Annotated in this window: 16 protein-coding genes; 10 read left to right on the forward strand and 6 right to left on the reverse strand. The window is 40.3% G+C overall.

What is annotated here, in order from left to right; translation table 11 throughout:
- Positions 1-35: 35 nt before the first annotated feature.
- Together FA047_RS13625 and serC are read right to left on the reverse strand one after the other, a co-directional pair.
- Positions 36-902, reverse strand: a complete 867-nt coding sequence (locus FA047_RS13625; protein WP_136836605.1) for a sigma-70 family RNA polymerase sigma factor — start codon at positions 900-902, stop codon at positions 36-38.
- A complete protein-coding gene (serC, locus tag FA047_RS13630) occupies positions 895-2,025 on the reverse strand; it encodes a 3-phosphoserine/phosphohydroxythreonine transaminase (protein ID WP_136836606.1) in 1,131 nt (376 codons plus the stop codon). The genes FA047_RS13625 and serC overlap by 8 nt, the downstream gene beginning before the upstream one ends.
- A gap of 543 nt (positions 2,026-2,568) precedes the next feature.
- Here serC and msrA point away from each other — a divergent pair.
- The 6 genes from msrA (at position 2,569) to murA (ending at position 9,922) form a co-directional block, all read left to right on the forward strand.
- Positions 2,569-3,186 carry a peptide-methionine (S)-S-oxide reductase MsrA gene (gene msrA / locus FA047_RS13635; protein WP_225872733.1) on the forward strand — a complete coding sequence of 206 codons (618 nt, stop codon included), beginning with the start codon at positions 2,569-2,571 and terminating at the stop codon, positions 3,184-3,186.
- A 116-nt stretch (positions 3,187-3,302) separates the two neighbouring features.
- The gene (locus FA047_RS13640) at positions 3,303-3,818 is read left to right on the forward strand and encodes a PH domain-containing protein (protein WP_136836607.1); all 516 of its coding nucleotides are present in this window, start codon (positions 3,303-3,305) and stop codon (positions 3,816-3,818) included.
- On the forward strand, positions 3,819-5,345 hold the full coding sequence (locus FA047_RS13645; protein ID WP_136836608.1) for a PH domain-containing protein: 1,527 nt from the start codon (positions 3,819-3,821) through the stop codon (positions 5,343-5,345).
- A gap of 89 nt (positions 5,346-5,434) precedes the next feature.
- Positions 5,435-7,756, forward strand: coding sequence for an ATP-dependent helicase (locus FA047_RS13650; protein WP_136836609.1), 2,322 nt, complete (start codon positions 5,435-5,437; stop codon positions 7,754-7,756).
- A gap of 117 nt (positions 7,757-7,873) precedes the next feature.
- Positions 7,874-8,554 carry a DUF4290 domain-containing protein gene (locus FA047_RS13655; RefSeq protein WP_136836610.1) on the forward strand — a complete coding sequence of 227 codons (681 nt, stop codon included), beginning with the start codon at positions 7,874-7,876 and terminating at the stop codon, positions 8,552-8,554.
- Between the two features lie 42 nt (positions 8,555-8,596).
- Positions 8,597-9,922 (forward strand): UDP-N-acetylglucosamine 1-carboxyvinyltransferase, encoded by a 1,326-nt coding sequence (murA, locus tag FA047_RS13660; protein WP_136836611.1) that lies wholly within the window; start codon positions 8,597-8,599, stop codon positions 9,920-9,922.
- Between the two features lie 60 nt (positions 9,923-9,982).
- Here murA and FA047_RS13665 read toward each other — a convergent pair whose 3' ends face one another.
- Positions 9,983-11,344 carry a pyridoxal-phosphate dependent enzyme gene (locus FA047_RS13665; protein WP_136836612.1) on the reverse strand — a complete coding sequence of 454 codons (1,362 nt, stop codon included), beginning with the start codon at positions 11,342-11,344 and terminating at the stop codon, positions 9,983-9,985.
- Between the two features lie 151 nt (positions 11,345-11,495).
- The gene (dprA, locus tag FA047_RS13670; RefSeq protein ID WP_136836613.1) at positions 11,496-12,584 is read right to left on the reverse strand and encodes a DNA-processing protein DprA; all 1,089 of its coding nucleotides are present in this window, start codon (positions 12,582-12,584) and stop codon (positions 11,496-11,498) included.
- Between the two features lie 143 nt (positions 12,585-12,727).
- On the opposite strand from dprA, the gene FA047_RS13675 reads away from it, so the two are divergent.
- The gene (locus FA047_RS13675; RefSeq protein WP_136836614.1) at positions 12,728-13,099 is read left to right on the forward strand and encodes a BlaI/MecI/CopY family transcriptional regulator; all 372 of its coding nucleotides are present in this window, start codon (positions 12,728-12,730) and stop codon (positions 13,097-13,099) included.
- Entirely contained in the window at positions 13,096-14,436 is a 1,341-nt protein-coding gene (locus tag FA047_RS13680) for a M56 family metallopeptidase (RefSeq protein ID WP_136836615.1), read from the forward strand. Before FA047_RS13675 ends, FA047_RS13680 begins: the two co-directional genes overlap by 4 nt.
- Before the next feature lie 36 nt (positions 14,437-14,472).
- Here the strand turns inward: FA047_RS13680 and rsmG are convergent, their stop codons facing one another.
- Together rsmG and FA047_RS13690 are read right to left on the reverse strand one after the other, a co-directional pair.
- On the reverse strand, positions 14,473-15,105 hold the full coding sequence (gene rsmG / locus FA047_RS13685; RefSeq protein ID WP_136836616.1) for a 16S rRNA (guanine(527)-N(7))-methyltransferase RsmG: 633 nt from the start codon (positions 15,103-15,105) through the stop codon (positions 14,473-14,475).
- Positions 15,096-16,217 carry a glycosyltransferase gene (locus tag FA047_RS13690; protein WP_136836617.1) on the reverse strand — a complete coding sequence of 374 codons (1,122 nt, stop codon included), beginning with the start codon at positions 16,215-16,217 and terminating at the stop codon, positions 15,096-15,098. Before FA047_RS13690 ends, rsmG begins: the two co-directional genes overlap by 10 nt.
- An 82-nt stretch (positions 16,218-16,299) precedes the next feature.
- Here FA047_RS13690 and tgt point away from each other — a divergent pair, with 82 nt between their 5' ends.
- Together tgt and FA047_RS13700 are read left to right on the forward strand one after the other, a co-directional pair.
- Positions 16,300-17,430: a tRNA guanosine(34) transglycosylase Tgt gene (tgt, locus tag FA047_RS13695; RefSeq protein ID WP_136836618.1), complete on the forward strand. Its 1,131-nt coding sequence runs from the start codon at positions 16,300-16,302 to the stop codon at positions 17,428-17,430.
- A complete protein-coding gene (locus tag FA047_RS13700; RefSeq protein WP_136836619.1) occupies positions 17,431-18,534 on the forward strand; it encodes an LptF/LptG family permease in 1,104 nt (367 codons plus the stop codon).
- Positions 18,535-18,547 lie beyond the last annotated feature (13 nt).

Raw genomic sequence — 18,547 nt, forward strand, 5'->3', positions numbered from 1 at the left:
TTATGAGAAAGACAATGGAGCATATATCATTGGTACTAAGCATACTCTCTGAGTCTTAAAGCCTCGGGAATACCTTTCAGTTTACGAATGGCACCTGTCCGCAGTTGTCGGACTCTTTCTTTGGAAAGTCCCAGTCTAATCGCAATATCTTCGTTTTCCAGGGGCGGATAACCTCCCAGTCCAAAAGATAACCTCAAAATCTTTTGTTCTCTAGGGCTCAATCTGGACAACAGTATATTAAACTCCAGACTCAATGCTTCCTTCCTGATCCATTCGCCAGTATGATCTCCACCTTCTTCAGGCAAAAAGTTCAGCAGAGTATTGCATTCACTGTCCCCCGACGGAAGGTGATCCTCAAGATATTTTGTACGTGCGTTTGACTGAATGTATTCAGTAAGTTGACTTTGCTTTTTGCCGATCGCTTCCGAAAGTTCTTCCAATGTAGGTTCACGTTCCAGGATTTGTTCCAGCTTCTGCGCCTCTATACTGATTGCATTCATACCCAATTGCTGGTTCATCGGAACGCGAATGATCCTGACTTGTTCGTTTAGGGCACTTATCATGGCCTGTCTCACCCACCAAACAGCATAACTGATGAATTTAAAACCCCTTGTTTCATCAAAAAGACGTGCTGCTTTGATCAGACCGAGATTCCCTTCACTAATTAAGTCTCCCATACTTAAACCCAGATGCTGGTATTTCTTTGCGCAGGAAACTACGAAACGTAGATTGGCAGAAATAAGCCTGTTTTCGGCTGACTGGTCACCCTCTCTGATTTTCCTAGCCAGCAAAACTTCTTCCTTGGCATCTATCATATTGATCTGACCGATCTCGCTAAGGTACCTGAACAAAGAATCTTCAGTACGGTTGGTAATCGATTTGGTTATCCTCAGGTCACGCATAAAGCTCAGCTTTATTCAGTTCTTTCTCAGTATTAGAAATTATCGAAGATGAATATTTCAACCCTTCGAAATCCCGCATGGCTGCTACCAGTATATTCACACTATTTAACGGCAATGCATTGTATAATGATACTCTGAAGCCACCAACAGTCCTGTATCCTTTAATACCCACCACACCTCGTTCAGCGGCAAAATCCAGGAATTCACGCTCCAACGAAGGATCTTTCATTTTAAAAGTAACATTCATACGAGAGCGGTGAGCTACATTTGCCAGGCCATAAAACAATGTATTTCGGTCTATTTCGGCATACAAAGTATTTGCCTTCCTAATGTTTAGCTGCTCCACGCCCTCAACACCGCCTTTATCCTTCAGCCAGATCAGGTTCAGCATGGAAACATAAATCGAAAACACCGGTGGTGTATTGTAGAGGCTGTTATTGTCACGAAAAACCCTGTAATCAGACATAGAAGGCAGTGTTTTGTCTACCGTTTTTAGCAGTGCATTTCTCACGATAATCATCGTCATTCCCGCAGGCCCCATATTTTTTTGAGCTCCTGCATAGATCAGATCAAAATCCCTTACATTGACCGGTCTCGAAAAGATATCCGAAGACATATCACAAAAATGAGGGATACCAAGCTTAGGGAAATTGAAAATCTCCGTTCCTTCTATCGTATTATTTGATGTCGTGTGAATATAGTCTGCGTCGTAATGAATATTGTCGCAATCCGGGACGTAAGTATAATCTCTATCCCTTGATGATGCCACTATTTGTACATCCCCGTAAAACCTAGCTTCTTTAATTGCTTTTTGTGCAAAATAGCCGGTATCCAGATAAGCACCCTTTGTCTTTAAAAAGCTTTGGGGGATCATAGAAAACTGGGTACTTGCACCGCCCTGTAAAAACAAAACAGAATAATCATCAGGAACTTTCAGCAGCTCCCGAACCAAAAGCTGAGTTTTAAGCACTACGGATTCAAATTCAGGAGACCTGTGAGAAACCTCAAGGATACTAAGTCCGCTCTGGTTCCAATTGATCACCGCACTGGCAGCCTGTTCCATTACTGATTTTGGCAGGATGCAAGGCCCTGCTCCGAAATTATGCACTTGGGGTGTTTCCATTAACTAGGTATATTTGGTTTATTGACGAGTCAAAGTTCTGTGCTTTAATGATTTGAATTTTGACATTAGTGCTTTTCAGGAAATATTCCTGTTTTTAATGAAAGAATAATCACAATTAACAGTATTTGTAAATTTTTAGCATGGTTTTTAGTATAAAATGCGGTTAACACCCTAAAAAAAAGGGTTTTTACGTATCTTTTACACTAAGCGAAAAAGGCAAAAAAACGCGCGCTTAAGACACTATAAGCCTACCGAGATACTGACTATATGCAACCTCCATCCTAACCTCCGAAATTACCGAAACATATACCTCCATCAGTTTTCCTCCAATATAAAGCGACAGTTCCAACTTCAAATAAGTTTTAACGATTTTCTTCAGGGAATTTTCTAAAACATAACCGATTTTAACGTGTTTTGTAAAGGTTTGATTCATAAAGATGAAATCCGTCAACCCAAAACGTCAACTTTTGTCAAAGCCTTATGACGAACAACAGAAATAAATGAATAGAGAATGATAACAATTAAAAAATTATGAATACAAAAATGAAAATTTTCAGCCTGTTTCCGTCTTTGCTTCTGCTGGCTACCTTTATGGCATGCGGCACAACTGGAAATAAGGAAAAAGAAACAAAAAATCTTAATATACAGACAAATAATAAAAATATGGAAAATGGTAAAAAAGTATACATCGCAGGTGGATGTTTCTGGGGAATGGAAGATCTTTTCAGAAAACAAAAAGGAATATTAGATACTGAAGTGGGCTACATTGGTGGCGAAAATGAAAACCCAACTTACCGAAATCATCCCAGGCACGCCGAAGGCATTGAAATAACCTACGATAGCACCGAAACCAGTTTCAAAGAAATACTGGATTATTTTTATCGCATCCACAATCCAACCACGGTGGATAGACAAGGAAACGACAGAGGCTCAAGCTACCGTTCGGCTATCTTTTATCAAAATGATGAGGAAAAACAAATAGCTCAAGAAGTGATAGGCATTGTGGATAATTCAAATAAATGGGATGGAAAAGTAGTGACAAAGCTAGAGCCTTATGTGAAGTTTTGGCCAGCAGAAGAAGAACACCAGGATTATTTACAAAAACATCCGAATGGTTATACCTGCCATTATGAGCGGTTTGGAACATTTTTGGATAAATAGATTGGGAATGACAGAATCCTCAAGACACTCTAGCTGATTCGAATGCATACCTAAGGCATACAACGGAGAATGAGCAAATTATTTTTAACTTCGTTACTTATCATAATCAGATACAGATGCTGGATTTTACGAACGCTACTTTAGATACCAATTCACTCCCAAAATATGAGGAAGTATCATTAACCGCGCTACATCACAAATACTGGAATGTTGTTTTGATCAATATCGCTATCTTTTTACTGATCATTGCTGCAGGACTTGTCACACTTTTGATTTTGAGCACAGGAGCCAGAACATATATATACATTATAGTATCCATTTACCTGGTCTTTGCAGTTCTGCTTCTTTTTTTTTACCGCTTAAGTGTCAAAAAAAGAGGGTTTGCATTGCGTGAGAAAGACATCATGTACAGAAATGGCATCATCGCATCATCTACTACCATAATCCCATTTTCCAGAATCCAGCACATTGCACTTGACGAGGGTTTATTCTCCAGAATATATGGACTCGGGTCTTTGAGAATCTTTACAGCAGGCGGTGCTTCTGGAAGCTTACACATACCAGGCATTGAGATAGCGCATGCAAAAAGCATCAAAGAATTGCTGATGAAACAAATAAACGAAGCCAGGTAAATGGAAAGCATAATAGAGGATTTTTCTGAACCAAGAAAACAATCGGCTTCTGGTATTGTCGTACTATTTGCCAATAGCTTTCAAAAAACGGTAAGAGCTGTTGCACTTCCACTGGTATTCGTTGTCATTAAAACAAAGGGCACCGGACATCTTGGACTCATTCTAATCGCTGTGTTTGTATCGATCGCTTTGGTGTTAGCAGTCATTTCCTATTTACGCTACCGAAGATTTACCTTTTTTTTGGATGAAGAAAAACAGGAGTTCATCATCAATGAAGGTATCTTTAATAAAACTACCTTAACCATCCAGCTCAATAAAATCCAGCAGGTAAATATCAATCAGTCATTGATCCAGCAAATGATTGGCGTTTACAGCCTGGATATTGATACAGCGGGCAGCGAAAAAAAAGAAGCAAGCATCAAGGCGATAGATCATGAAACGGCTACCCTTTTGAAACAAAAGCTATTGAGCAGGGAGTCCGACTCCATAGAGGAAACGACCGCGTCTTTCGACGCTGAACAGTCAACAACACCGATTGAAGCACCCGTATTAAAATTAAGTACGAATACATTGTTCAAAATAGGCATTACTTCTAATTATGGTGCGAGCTTGCTATTGATCTCCGGTTTCATTTTCGGCGCGCTGCAGCTTTTTAAAGATTATACGGATGCATTTGAGATTGAAAGGGAACACATCAGCGCAGCAATAACAAAAGGCTTTACGTTTGTTTCCTTATGTATTTTACTTGTTTTTGCGCTTATTGTTATTTTAACTACCAATATCATCAGAACTTTCTTAAAGTATTTCAAGTTTGAAATGATAAGGCAAAAACGCTCGCTGGCAATCAGTTCCGGATTATTTACAAAGCACAATACGCTTTTAAAACCCAATAAAGTACAACTGAGCGCCTTTAGTCAAAACTATTTTCAGAAAAAACTGAACTTGCTGAACATGAAGATCAGACAGGCCTCTTTCGATGAAGCAAATACTGAAGAAAGTAAAAAGACAGACATAGAAATTCCGGGTTGTAACATAGCTGAGCGCGATGAGGTGCTAAAAATGATATTGGGACAAGTACCGGAAAAAGGTATCTCATTAAAGCCCAACTATCGTTTTATCTTTCTGCAGTGCATGATCAAAATTGTACTTCCTGTTGCTTTGTTTATCATCACCGGACTTATTCATCAGCCTTATCGCGCCTATTTTTGGGTAATGATACCTTATATCCCACTGGTGGGTACGATGCTATATTTTGAATTCAAACGTCACAGACTTTATGTGAACGAGCAGTTTATCATCAAGAGAAGCGGAATATGGGATGTTGAACATGAGATCATTGAACCTTATAAGATACAGGCCATTACCGCCAAACAATATTTCTGGCACAAGAAAGCGGATGTAGGACACCTTATAGTACATACCGCTGCAGGGATACTTCATTTTAAATATGGAAATTATACCCGTATTCGGCAATTGGTAAATTATTGGACATACCAGGTAGAGTGTTCGGAAAAAGATTGGATGTAGGCCAATAAAAAGCATAGAATTTCCTAAGTTTGTATTCTAAAAAGATTATACTTTTTCAATAGCTTATTTTTAAACAGCAGGAACTGATTTTGGATTATTTAGCAGGTTTAAACCCCCAACAACGCGCAGCAGTAGAAAACACACAAGGCCCGGCAATGATTGTGGCCGGTGCGGGATCAGGTAAAACACGTGTAATTACCTATAGAGTAGCCCATCTTATTCAAAAAGGTGTGGATCCATTCAATATCCTGGTACTAACCTTTACCAACAAGGCTTCGAAAGACATGCGTGAGCGTATCATGAAGGTAATAGGCGCTGAGGCTAAAAACATCTGGATGGGTACTTTTCACTCGGTATTTGCAAAAATATTGAGAGTTGAAGCTGATAAAATTGGTTATCCTTCAAATTTTACGATCTATGATACCGACGACAGTAAAAGTCTGATCAGGTCTATATTGAAGGAAATGCAGCTGGACGACAAGCTATACAATGCCAATTTTGTATACAACAGGATGTCATCTGCCAAAAACAATTTGATTTCTTACTCTGAATATATGCAGAGTGCTGAAATTCAGGCCGAAGACAACAGTAATAAGCGCCCGTTAATGGGTGTCATTTATGAGACCTATACCAAAAGATGCTTTAAAGCAGGCGCTATGGACTTTGATGATTTACTATTCAAAACCAATGTGTTGCTGAAAAATCATCCTGATGTGTTGAACAAGTATCAGCAAAAATTTAAATACCTGATGGTGGATGAGTACCAGGATACCAACTTTTCACAGTATACGATCGTGAAAAAACTGGCTGCTGCCTATCAGAACATCTGCGTGGTGGGTGATGATGCGCAGAGTATTTATGCTTTCCGTGGTGCAAATATTCAGAACATCCTGAATTTCGAACGTGATTATCCTGAATTACAGGTTTATAAACTGGAACAAAACTACCGCTCTACTCAAAATATTGTGGAGGTGGCAAACAGTATCATTGCCAACAATAAAAATCAGCTGGAGAAAAATGTATTCTCTGACAATGAATCTGGCGACAGGATAAAAGTTCAGCGTGCCTTTACCGACAATGAGGAAGGTAAGCTGGTGGCTGAGGCCATCGTCCAGGAACGCTCATCAAAGGGCTACGACTACCAGGACTTTGCAATTTTGTACAGAACGAATGCGCAGTCAAGGGCCATGGAGGAGGCTTTGAGAAAGCTCAATGTACCATACAAGATCTATGGCGGACTATCCTTCTATCAGCGTAAGGAGATCAAGGATCTGATCGCCTATTTCAGACTGACCTTTAATCCTTCTGATGAAGAGGCAATTAAAAGGGTGATCAATTATCCCCGCCGTGGCTTAGGTGATACTACCGTAGAGAAGATCATTGTGGCTGCTGATAAGCACGACATCACCATGTGGCAGGTCATCTGTAATCCTCAGCAATACATTGAGGGCAGAATTGCCAACCAACTGAATGATTTTGCAATGCTGATCCAAAGTTTTGCGGCAGAAGCTAAAAAGCTTGACGCTTATGAGACTGCGTTATACATTGCGCAGCATTCAGGGATATTAAAAGAATTACATACGGACGATAGCATTGAAGGTCGCAGCCGTTATGAAAACATACAGGAATTGCTAAACGGTATCAAAGAATTTGCTGAACGTGAAGACATTGAAGACCGTAGCCTGGCCATTTTTATGCAGGATATCGCATTGCTGACCAACGATGACCGTGGTGATGATAAGAACAAAGATACGGTTTCGCTGATGACCATTCACTCTTCTAAAGGACTGGAATTCAAGAACGTATTTATCGTAGGCCTTGAAGAGAATCTATTCCCTTCGCAGATGAGTCTGAATTCGCGGACTGATCTGGAAGAAGAACGCCGTTTGTTTTACGTAGCAATTACAAGGGCTGAAAAGAAACTTACGCTAACGTACGCAACATCACGTTACCGCTGGGGAACGCTGACCAACTGTGAACCAAGCCGCTTCATTAATGAAATCAATGCAAAATACCTGGAGCTGGAGGTGGTAAAACCTACGAAGAATAATTTCGGGGAAGACAGCTTTGACAATGAAAGACGAACCTGGACACAGCAGAGAGATAGCTTCAGTAAACCAAAACCTGCAATGTCATCAGGTTCATCTTCATCCGGTACTGCCAGCGCTGCTGCGCCGCGACCTAAAACCACTTCTTTATTACCAAAAGCACACGTGCCTACTCCGGGATTTGCACCAGATCCGGCAAATGCTTTCCAGAATGGTATGGATGTAGAACATGAGAAGTTTGGATTCGGTAAAATCGTGAGTCTGGAAGGTACTTTGCCCGACGTAAAAGCAACCGTATTTTTCCAGGGATTGGGTAACAAGCAGTTGTTATTAAAATTTGCTAAATTGCGAATTGTGAAATAAGCCATATATTTGCTATCTCTGTATAAGCTTTTGGCTTCCTACTAAAGAACTATTATATAAAAACTGGCATTTGCTCGTTATCAATGGATAACAGACAGCCATAGAAATAAAACAAGAATGAATTTCGATTATAATACCACAAGAAATGAACTGATATTGGCAGAGTATGGCCGCAATGTTCAGAATATGGTGAAATATATCATAGAGCTACCAGATCGTGAAGAGCGCAATAAATATGCGCAGGCTGTAATTGATCTGATGGGCTTTTTAAATCCACATTTACGTGATGTTGCCGATTTCAAACACAAACTTTGGGATCACCTCCACATCATATCTGGTTACCAGATAGATGTAGACAGTCCATATCCTAAACCTACTCCTGAAGCTGCGTTGATAAAGCCTGACCATATTGGTTATCCTCAGCAAAAAATCAGATACAAACACTACGGCAAAACTGTGGAGGTGATGATCGAAAAAGCAAAGGCTGTAGACGAACCTGAACGTCGTGCTGCAATGGTGCAGGGCATCGCCAACTTCATGAAAATGGCTTATGTAACCTGGAATAAAGACAGTGTAGCAGATGAAACCATCCTTAAAAATTTAAGGGAATTATCTAACGGGGCATTGGAGCTGGATGAAAATGTAAACCTGGCCAAGGTTGAATTTAAACCTCCGGTGGTTGCCAGACAAAGTAATAACAACAATCGCGGCAGACAGAACAACAATAAAGGCAGACAAAACAACAATAACAACAACAATAACCGTCAGCGCAATAACAATCCGAAGCAAAGACATTAAAATTCACCATACTTTTTAACATAGATCCCTTTATTTACAAATATGAACGCATTTGAAATCATTGGTGGAAAGAAATTAAAAGGAGAAATTCAGCCTCAGGGGGCAAAGAATGAAGCCTTACAAATTATTGCCGCTGTTTTACTGACAGATAAAAAAGTGACGATCAGCAACATCCCAGACATTAAGGATGTAAACAAACTGATCGAACTCCTTGGCGACATGGGAGTTACTGTGGAACGCCTGTCTAAAGACACTTACACTTTTGAAGCTAAAAATATCAACCAAAACTTCTTCACTTCCGATGTGTTTAAGGCAAAAGGTGGTGGTTTAAGAGGTTCAATTATGATCGTTGGCCCACTTCTGGGCCGGTTCGGTACAGCTGCTATTCCTAAACCAGGTGGTGATAAAATAGGAAGAAGAAGATTGGATACACACTTTTTAGGCTTTGAAAAGCTAGGTGCCAAATTTGTGTACGATACTAAAAAAGAGTTCTTTAATGTAGATGCTACCAATTTGAAAGGCGCTTATATCCTTCTGGATGAGGCTTCTGTAACTGGTACTGCCAATATTGTTATGGCTGCTGTACTTGCAAAAGGAACTACAACCATATATAATGCTGCCTGCGAGCCATATTTACAGCAATTGTGTAAAATGCTGAACCGTATGGGTGCAAAAATCTCAGGTATCGGCTCTAATTTATTGACCATTGAAGGCGTAAGCGCGCTGGGCGGAACTGAGCATAGAATGCTGCCGGATATGATTGAAATTGGTTCTTTCATTGGCTTAGCAGCCATGACAGAGTCGGAAATCACTATCAAAAACGTATGTTATGATGAATTGGGTGTAATTCCTGATGTATTCAAAAAATTAGGCATCAAATTCGAACGAAAAGGTGATGACATCTATATTCCGTCTCAAAAACATTATGTAATCGAATCATTTATAGATGGTTCTATGCTAACTATTGCTGATTCTCCATGGCCGGGCTTTACTCCTGACTTGCTGAGCATCGTATTGGTAGTAGCCACTCAGGCCAGAGGGAATGTGCTTATTCACCAGAAAATGTTTGAAAGCAGGCTGTTCTTCGTAGATAAACTGATTGATATGGGTGCACAAATTATTCTTTGTGATCCGCACAGGGCAACTGTAAACGGTATTGATAAAAAATATAAACTGAGAGGAATCAGCATGACTTCTCCAGATATCCGTGCAGGTGTTTCACTGCTCATTGCAGCTTTGTCTGCTGAAGGAAAGTCTACGATTTTCAATATTGAACAGATAGAGCGTGGTTATCAGGACATTGATACCCGCCTGCGTGCGATAGGCGCACAGATTAAACGTGTAGATGCCGCTGCACCAAGTCATTAAAATTAATTATGCATAAAAAAAGCCTCTTTAAAGAGGCTTTTTTTATGTTTACCAAACTTGTTAAGCCGAAATGGCATTAATGATGTCGTACTGCGTGATGATCTCAATCTTTCCTGCCTCAGTCTCTACCAACACTGCACTATTATCCTTGTTGATCAACGCTGAAATACGATCAATAGATGTATTTAGGTCGACAAACGGGAAACTTGCCGACATGATTTCTTCTACTTTCGCCGACTTTAAAGAAGGGTTTTCCATCAATGCTTTTAGAATATCTCCATCTACCAGCTTTCCGACAACCATTTCTTTTTGGGTAACCGGAATTTGAGAAATGTTCAGGCTATGCATGGTATTTATGGCTTCCAAAAGTGTTTTTTCACAATCGATGGTCACTATTTCTGCAGATTCCTTCTTAGAAATAATTGATCTGGCAGTTAGTTTTTCATCTTTTAAGAACCCTCTTTCCCTCAGCCAGTCCTCATTATACATTTTACCCATATACCTGCTGCCATGATCATGAAAAATCACAACAACTACATCTTCAGGCTTCAATTGATCTTTCAATTGCAATAGGCCGGCGATTGCTGAACCAGCTGAATTGCCCACAAAGATCCCTTCTTTACGTGCAATGTCCCGGGTCATCAATGCCGCATCTTTATCAGTTACCTTTTCAAAAAGGTCGATGATATCGAAATCTACGTTCTTAGGCAGAAAATCTTCTCCAATGCCCTCGGTAATGTAAGGGTAAATCTCATTTTTATCCAGTATTCCGGTTTCTTTAAACTTCTTAAATACTGAACCATAAGTATCAATACCCCAAACTTTGATATTTGGATTCCGTTCTTTCAGGTATTTTCCGGTACCTGATATGGTACCTCCCGTACCTACACCTACTACCAAATGGGTTATTTTTCCTTCAGTTTGCGCCCAGATCTCAGGACCTGTCTGCTCGTAATGAGCCTGACTATTGGCCAGATTATCATACTGGTTAGGCTTCCAGGAGTTCGGCACCTCCCGTTCCAGACGTGAGGAAACAGAGTAATAAGAACGTGGGTCTTCGGGCTCAACATTCGTAGGACAAACAATTACTTCAGCACCAAATGCACGTAATGCGTCCACCTTTTCCTTAGATTGTTTATCCGTAGTGGTAAAAATACACTTGTAACCTTTGATAATCGCAGCCATAGCAAGTCCCATCCCGGTATTTCCTGATGTTCCCTCTATAATTGTACCGCCCGGTTTCAGCTTTCCACTCTTTTCTGCATCCTCAATCATCTTAACAGCCATCCGGTCCTTAATGGAATTCCCGGGATTGGTCGTTTCGATTTTTGCCAGCACAGTGGCGGGTATCTCCCTGGTAATATTATTCAATTTTACCAAAGGAGTATTGCCTATTGTCTCTAAAATATTGTTGTACCACATGACACAAAAATACATATTGAAGATTGGAATTTTATTTATAAACAGAAAATCAAAATATAATATTAAATAAACAAAAATAACAACACTATATTTTAATCTACTGAACAAGTAGGATAAAAAACAAACATTATAAGGTGAAAAAGAAAATATCTTAATTGAGTCTGTAAACTTTACCGGGTAAAGCCACCAATATTCCTTGCATTTCCAGGTTTAAAAGGTACATCGCCAACTTACTTTGAGGGATATTCGATTGTATGGACAATTCATCTATTCTTGCCGATGATATCTTTAACAATTCAACAACCCTCAGCTCTTCTTCTGATAAGCCAAGAGGCAACTGGATCTGCTGTATTTTCTTAGGTGTCATTTCCTCCCATCCAAGTTGATAAATGAGGTCTTTTGTATGATTGATCAACGCGGCTCTATTGGTTTTAATGAGGAAATTACATCCTTCAGATGAAACGTCCGTCGCCCTGCCCGGAAAAGCATAAACATCTCTGTTGTAAGAATTTGCTATATCTGCGGTGATGAGCGCTCCTCCTTTTGCCGTCGCTTCAACTAAAATGGTTGCATCAGATATACCGGCAATGATTCGGTTCCGCTGTGGAAAATTCTCTTTATCGGGAATGGTTTTCAAGGGAAACTCGGTCAATAACCCCCCATTTAAGGCCATTTTTTGAGCAACCGGCTGATGTAAAGGTGGATAAATTCTATCTAAACCATGCGCCAAAACACCTATGGTCGGTATATCGTTGGCCAGACTTTCCTTATGCGCGGCGATATCGATCCCAAATGCGAGACCACTTACGATGATTACATTATAAGAGGCCAGCGCTTCAGCCAACTGCCGGCAGAGTTGTCGCCCATATTCTGTAGCCCTCCTGGTTCCTACCACACTGATTATCCTTGGATGATTTAAGTCAACAGTACCTTTATAATACAGCAGTATAGGTGCATCAAAACAATTGCGCAATCGCTTTGGATAATCATCATCAGTAAAAAACAGGACCTTCACCTGGTGCTGTTCGACAAATCTGAGCTGTTTTTCTGCTTCCTGTAGCGCATTGTTATTTAAGATATGACCCGCTGTTTGCGGACCAATACCCGATACCTGTAGTAGCTCATGCCTTTTTGCTTTAAATATGGCCTCAGCTGAACCGAAATGACCAAGCAGATTTTTTGCTGTTACGTGCCCCACTTCAGGTATGAAGGTCAGGGCGATGTTGTGGATTAAACTCATTGGCAAAATTCACAAATAATATAAAGCAGAACCAACAACAAATTTTAAAACACTAAAAAACAGGTACTTAAAATTAAACTATTAAAATAGTTTGCAAACTATAAAAATAGTAGTAGCTTTAAGTAACATTAATATTTGATTCAATGATGAGAGAACTTACAAAAGCGGAAGAGCAGGTAATGCTGATTTTATGGGAAATAAAAGAGGGACTGGTGAAGGAAGTAATCGAGAAAATGATGCCGCCAAAGCCTGCCTATAATACCGTATCTACCGTAATCCGGGTATTGGAAAGCAAAGGCTTTGTAGATCATAAGGCTGTAGGGAATACGCATATTTACTTCCCATTAATCTCTGAAGAGCAATACAAGCATTTTGCATTTGACAAAGTGATGAACAATTACTTCGAAAATTCCTATCAAAGTCTGGTTTCTTTTCTCGTAAAGGAAAAAAACATGGACATGGATGAACTGGATGAATTGATCCAGATGGCTGAAAAACTTAAAAACAAGAAATGATGAACTGGTTGTATTATTTATTGGAAGCCAATCTGTATCTGGCTGTATTCTATGGGTTTTACCGATTATTTCTGCACAAGGAAACGTTCTACACCATAAACAGGTATTACTTGCTTAGTGCAACGTTATTTGCCTTTGCATTGCCCTTACTGCAGGTTGGTTACCTAAACGAACTGTTAAGTACTAATAGCAGCAAACAATTCGGTGATGGTGGTCCGGAAATAAGCAAAACCAGCGGGAATCCCTTCATCAATATCAATCAAGTTATAACTTGGAGCTATCTGCTTATCGCATTGGGTTTTCTTGCGCGACTCGCCTACAACCTATACGGGGTAATATCGCTTGCAACAGCTGCAAAAAAACAAAGACAGGGAAAAATTATTCTGGTAGACCTGGATAATTCGGTAACAGCATTTTCATTCTTTAATATGCTGTTTATCAATCCCTCAATCAAAGAAAAGAATACCATCTTAAAACATGAAATGGTCCACATTTCACAAAACCATAGCTTAGATATCCTCTTTTTCGAGCTTATTCAAATCCTAAACTGGTTTAATCCAATTACCTGGGTAATCCAAAAGGATATTAAATTAATCCACGAGTATATTGCCGATGACCTAACCACGGTTTCAGACATTCCAAAACACGATTATGCAATGCTTTTAATCCAGAATTCCTTTGGAAATGTTCCGAGCCAACTTACCAATCAAATATTCAATCAATCAATATTAAAAAGGAGAATTAACATGTTAAACCAAAAAAAATCAGCGGGACGGGCACGGCTCAAACTGCTACTGGCGATCCCGATTGCCGGGGGGATGCTCTGCGCATCGACACTTGCATTTAGTAAAGATTATGTATTAGTAGACCTGTATCCGGAGAAATACAGGACTGATTATGCAATGAATCAGGAACCTAAAACCGCAAAGAAAGTAAATGTCACGAAACAGGAGCAGGTTCCACCACCTCCTCCAAAACAAGTGAAAGTTAAATTCCCGCCACCAAAAGCGAAAAATTCGCCCAAACGTGATCAGGTTAAATTCCCACCGCCAATTGTAAAGCCTGATGTGGTAAATAAAAATGAGGTGCCGCCGCCGCCGCCGGTAGAACCACCACCACCGAAGGTAGATCAGGTGAAATTTCCACCACCAGTAGTAAAAAGAGACCAGGTTAAGTTTACACCGCCAAGGCCAAAAAAAGTAGAAGTAGTAAGCAACGAAGTAGTATACGACGTACCGCCACCACAGCCCAAATCTGAAACTAAAAAATCTGAAACAGATATTAAGAAATATGATTTCCATCCCACACATCCAGGTAATAAACGAAAAGGTGAGTAACCCGTTCGCAAGACTTACCAGAGGATATTAAATCTCTTACTGTGGTATATATACTACATATTTCGTATCAAAAAACTCTTCATTAAAATAGGCTGAAAGCGGATACAATTCCGCTTTTAGCCTTGATTCAGCAATTTCCTCTGCCAGATCTCCACCTTTTAAATAAAGTATCCCGTTTGGGATCGCATTCTTCGAATCTTTATTGAACTTTCCTTTTACCCATGGATAAAAATCAATCAGACGGGTAACTGCTCTGGAAACTACAAAATCATACTTATCCGTTACCTGCTCCGCTCTCAAATGACTTGCTTTTAGATTCTGAAGGCCTAAGGCAGTAGCAACCTCAGTCACGACTTTAATTTTCTTTCCAATGGAGTCTACCAGATGAAACTGTGTTTCCGGAAATAAAATCGCCAGAGGAACACCGGGAAACCCTCCGCCAGTACCGACATCAAGCACCTTTTCGCCAGGTTTAAACGTACAAAACTTCGCAATCCCCAACGAATGAAGGATATGACGTTCATAAAGTTCATCAATATCTTTCCTTGATATTACATTGATCTGGGCGTTCCAGAAACTGTATAAATCATACAGCTGATCAAACTGGGCAATTTGCTTGTCAGTTAACTCCTTGAAATACTTTTGTATTAATGTCGACTTTATTTCCACGTTACTTTTTTAACAAATATAGATACAATGGCGTTAAACACCAGAAAAATGAACAACAGCACATCCAGAAGCGGAAACCAAATGCTCAATTTACCATAATTAAGGCGTTTCAGCAATCTCGGATAAATAAAGCACCTGATGATGATACTCAGACCCAGAACACCTAGAGCGATATACATGGCAGGCTTGAAGAACATCAATGCCGCAAAAAATGCATAAAACAGAAACTGAAATATGATCTGCAAAGAAAGGATAAATTTATGCTTACCTTTATATAATTTACCTGCTCCAAAATGCCTCTTCTTTTGCCTCAGGTAAGCTCTAAAACTGGTATTGGGCTCAGTCCACACGTGTGCGTCTTTATGAAAGCAGATTTCTGTATTGCGTTTAGTTGCATGGGCATTTACAAACAAATCGTCATCTCCGGACGGAACATGCATATGTGCAGCGAAGCCTTTATTTTTAAAAAACAGGGACTTTTTGTAAGCCATATTACGTCCAACGCCCATATATGGCATCCCTTTTATAGCGAAAGCGAGGTAATTAACCGCTGTAAAAAAGGTTTCAAAACGAATTAAAGCATTCAGAATACCCTTCCTTTTTAGATAAGGTGAGTATCCGAGCAAAATTTCAGTCTTTTCATCAGCAGGCTGCTGCATTCCCAAAAGCCAGTTTGGAGATGCCGGCACACAATCTGCATCGGTAAACACCAACCATTCATGCGCTGCTGCTTTAATACCCATAGTCACCGCAAACTTCTTTCCTGCGATGAACTTCTCTCCTTCAGCAATCGTAACTACCTTAAGGCGTTTATGCTGTTTGGAGAATTCCTCCAAAAGATCCCTTGTGCCGTCCCATGAGCGGTCATTCACAACAACCACCTCAAAATCAGGATAATTCTGTTCCAGAACCACGGGTAAATATTGTCGCAGGTTCTCCGCTTCATTGCGCGCACAGATGATCACGCTCAGCGGTTTCCTGCCCGACTCAGCTATTGGTTCAATTTTGACCAGCGCTAATTTTAAGTGTACGAAAAGACTAAAGTATAACTGTATTAAAAAACAAAAGATTAAAGCGCCGAGCAGACTGCTCTCTATTAAGGTTAATTCCACGATGTATTTTTGTAACCGGCAAATTTCTCATTTTTAACTGGTTTTTTTGCTACTTTTGCCCAGATTTTTTGAAGGCAAGATTATGAAGTTTAGTTTACAGGCAAAAGACATACATTCCAAAGCAAGAGCAGGAACAGTTACCACGGATCATGGAGAAATCCAGACACCTATTTTCATGCCTGTAGGTACCGCTGGCACGGTTAAGGCCGTTCATCAGCGCGAACTGAAACAAGACATCGATGCCAAAATCATCCTTGGAAACACCTACCATTTATACCTCCGTCCGGGTCTGGAGATACTGGAAAAGGCTGGCGGACTGCATAAATTCATCGGCTGGGACCGTCCTATCCTTACAGATAGCGGAGGTTACCAGGTATATTCTTTAAGTAAAGTAAGAAAAATTAAAGAAGAAGGTGTGACTTTTAACTCTCATATTGATGGTTCGAAACACCTTTTCACGCCTGAAATTGCGATGGACATCCAGCGTACCATTGGTGCCGATATCATCATGGCATTCGATGAGTGTACACCTTATCCTTGTGATTACAAATATGCTGCCTCATCTATCAACATGACGCACAGGTGGCTGAAACGCTGCTGTGCAAGATTTGACAGCACTGAACCCAAATATGGTTTCAACCAGACACTTTTCCCTATCGTCCAGGGTTCTGTATATAAAGATCTCAGGGTAAAATCTGCAGAATTTATCGCCTCTATGGAGCGCGAGGGTAATGCGATCGGCGGACTTTCCGTTGGAGAACCGGCAGAAGAAATGTATGGCATGACAGAAGTCGTATGCGATATACTACCTTACGAGAAACCACGTTACCTTATGGGCGTCGGCACACCCATCAACATACTGGAAAACATTGCTTTAGGTGTAGATATGTTCGATTGTGTAATGCCAACCAGAAATGCACGTAACGGAATGTTGTTCACAAGAAACGGGATCATCAATATCGGCAATAAAAAATGGGCGGACGACCTGTCTCCTATTGATGCTGAAAGCGATCTTCATGCCGACCAGGTGTATTCCAAAGCATATCTAAGGCACCTGATGCATTCAAAAGAAATGCTTGGCGCACAGATAGCCACACTTCACAACCTCCATTTTTACCTGTGGCTGGTTAAAGAAGCGCGGGAAAAGATCATCAGCGGAGAGTTTTATGCATGGAAAAACAAAATGGTCACTATCTTAGGGAATAAATTATAAATGAGCTTCTTCAAAGACAGGATTAAAATCATTGATTGGTACATCATCAGCAAATACCTGGGTACGTTCTTGTATACCCTAACGCTGTTTGTAATCATCATCGTGATCTTTGACTTGTCGGAAAAGCTGGATGATTTCCTGAGTGCGAATCTCACTTTCTGGCAGGTGATCAGCCTGTATTACGCCGGCTCTATCCCCTTCTACGTCAATATGCTTTCGCCACTGATCAACTTTATAGCGGTGATATTCTTTACCGCGAAAATGGCTGACCAGACTGAAATTGTGCCTATTTTAAGTGGCGGGGTTAGCTTCAACCGCTTTCTGATGCCTTATTTTGTTTCCGCCTTCATCATATTTGCAGTCAATCTTGCCTCTAATCTATACATTTTACCCCATACCAATCAGCTTAAAAACAGCTTTGAAAACACATATGTAAAGAAAAATGCGCCGTCTAGCAAGAACAACATTCACATGAAGCTGGACGACAAGACCTACATTTACATGGATAATTTTGACAATAGAAGCAAAACCGGAACACGCTTCTCTCTGGACAATTTTAAAGGTGATGTACTCACTAAAAAGCTTGTTGCAGAAGAGATCAAATGGGATTCTGTAAAGAGATCATGGAAACTGACCAATTACTCTATAAGACTCATAGATGGCTTTAAGGAGACGATGATCACAGGGACGAGCATGAGCAAAGATACTGTCCTGGACATGCGTCCTGACGATTTCTCTGCTTATGACAACATCTACGAGAACATGAGCAATAAGGAGCTGGCCGTAAAAATAAAGAAAGAAAGAATCAGAGGAAGCGGAATCATGAATGACTTGCTTTTTGAGCGTTATAAGCGCTGGTTAACACCACTTTCTGCCTTTGTCCTTACCCTGATTGGTGTCGCCCTCTCGTCTCGAAAAGTACGAGGAGGAGTCGGTTTACCCTTGGGAATAGGCATATTATTAAGCTTTGGGTATATTGTATTGAATCAATTTGCCAAAATGTTCTCTTTAAAAGGAGGCTTCCCACCTCTGTTTGCCGTATTGGCCCCCACCATATTTTTTGGATTGCTTGGTTACTATTTGCTTAGAAAAGCACCAAAATAAACATTCAATTTCA

Source organism: Pedobacter frigoris (genome assembly GCF_005116445.1).
In the GTDB taxonomy this organism is placed as follows: Bacteria; Bacteroidota; Bacteroidia; order Sphingobacteriales; family Sphingobacteriaceae; genus Pedobacter; species Pedobacter frigoris.